Annotated in this window: 1 protein-coding gene; it reads right to left on the bottom strand. The window is 60.5% G+C overall.

The annotated features are described in order from the left end of the window. Positions 1–94: 94 nt before the first annotated feature. Positions 95–1849 carry a L,D-transpeptidase family protein gene (locus ACXRVY_RS25765; RefSeq protein WP_223457025.1) on the bottom strand — a complete coding sequence of 585 codons (1755 nt, stop codon included), beginning with the start codon at positions 1847–1849 and terminating at the stop codon, positions 95–97. Positions 1850–2105: the final 256 nt, after the last annotated feature.

Genomic DNA, 2105 nt, shown 5'->3' on the forward strand with positions numbered 1-2105 from the left:
GTCGTTAACGATAACGCGTACTTACTGGCTAAACGCGGCGTTCTTGAGTCCATCGCGAGCAGGCTCGCTCCTACAAGGTCCGGGGTGTGATTCATTACTGTTGGTTCTGCCCCTTCACCACCAGCGGTACCTCTGCACGACGCAAATCCAGGGCGGGCAACTTCGTAGGCTGGCTCAAGCCTTGCAGCACCCTGGCGTCGTAATCATAAATATCGGGCTTGAATGTCACCCGCCCGTCCTTGCTCAGGTCCACGGTCCAGTAAGCCAACAGCACCGGCACTTTCACCGGTAGCTGGATATTCTCGGTCCTGCCATTGGCCAACTGCTTCTGAATGCCGGCGCTGTTCCAGCGCACCGGGTCGTTGAACAACAACTCGACCAGTTGCAACGGGTTTTCCACGCGGATGCAGCCTGAACTGGTGGCCCGAACCGTTTTGGCAAACAGTTCGCGGTGCGGCGTGTCATGCAGGTAAATCGCATAGTCGTTGGGGAAGCGGATCGCCACCTGCCCCAGCGAACTGTCGGGCCCGGCATCCTGACGCAGGTGGATGCCTCGCGGGTTGCTCCAGTCAACGCTCGACGGATCGAGCACATTGCCTTCGCGATCAAGTACGCGAATCCGGTTGGCCTCCAGATAGCCCGGATCGTTCTGGACTTTTGGAATCACGTCCTGCTTGAGAATGGTCGGCGGCACGGTCCAGGTCGGGTTGAACGTGATGTAGGTGATTTCGGCCTGGAACACCGGCGTACTGCGCACCGGTTTACCGACTTGCACCCGCGAACGCCAGATCGGCTGACCGTCGCGGTACATCGCCACCTTGTATCCGGCGATATCGACGATCACGAACGTGCCCTGAAGCTTGTACAGCAGCCACCGGGCGCGCTCCATGTTGACCCGCACCTGATCGATCCGCGCCTCGACCGGCACGTTCAGTGCCGCCAGCGTCGCCGCCCCCGCCACGCCATCAGCCCCCAGGTATTGCTCGGTCTGATACTTCTTCACCGCGGCAATGACCTTGTCGTCGTAACCGGCCTTTTTCGACAGGTGCGGGTCCAGATATCCGCCCGCCACCAGACGCGCACGCAATTGTGCGACAGCCACGCCGTCCATGCCGGGCTTGAGCGATTGCCCTTCAGTGACTTTCGGCCAGCCGCCCGCATCACGGACCTGGCGCAACCGGGCCAGGCCCTCACGCAAGTTGCGGTAAATCTCTTCCTGAGGAGGCGCCTCGGCAAAGGCACGCGCCACGTCATGGGCATCGAGGGCGGCGAACAGGTTGTTCATGTCCCCGCGGGCAGCGCCGCCGGCAGGCTCGAAATTCCAGTGAATGTCCAGCCGCGACGGATCGACCTTGCCCCGCCGCAGTTGCAGCAGCGCGGTGATGAACGTGCGGGTCGCCGCCATGTCGAACATCGCCCGTTGCGCCGTGGAAGGCACGGCCGCTGCCAGCGACTCATGGGCCTGGGTTAGCTCGCTGATGCGAAAATCCGCCGGATTCAGGCCGTCGATCCGGGTGTCTTCAAGACTCTTGAGCAACTGGGCCACATCACGATCGTCTGTCCACGCCGCGCGATAGTTGCGATGCATATAGAAATCCAGCACCACCCGGCTGACATCCACGCGCTGATGGCGCCTGGAAGTGAGCAACGGCGGAAAGGCCGAGCGCAGCGGTTCCAGTGTTGCCTGAATCGCCTGGCCGACCGCATCGTCGGGCGCTGCGGCATCGATTGTGCTGCTTGCCGCAGATACCGGCTCAATCGGCGAAGTTTGCCCAAACGTCGCACCGCTGATCAGAAAGCCCATAAAAAATATGCGGCTTATGACGAATGACCTTGTTAATTGCACCATGGATAATCCTTAATCCCCCGTTTCAAACGGCTAGCTTTCCGCTCGCCGCTAGCTAGACTCGAAATTATCATGATGAGACCCGACTATGGCGCTAAACCGCTTTGGCCCTTTATTTGCCATTTTACTGACGTGCCTTTCAGTAACGTCAGCCTACGCCGATTCGCTTGAAAACGCGCTGGTCAAAGCCGCACCAGGCGCCGACGCCAAAGTGATTGCCCTGGCCGTTCGCGCGACCCAATGCAGCCGCGCCCAAGGT

This window comes from Pseudomonas sp. P5_A2_2 (genome assembly GCF_054177685.1).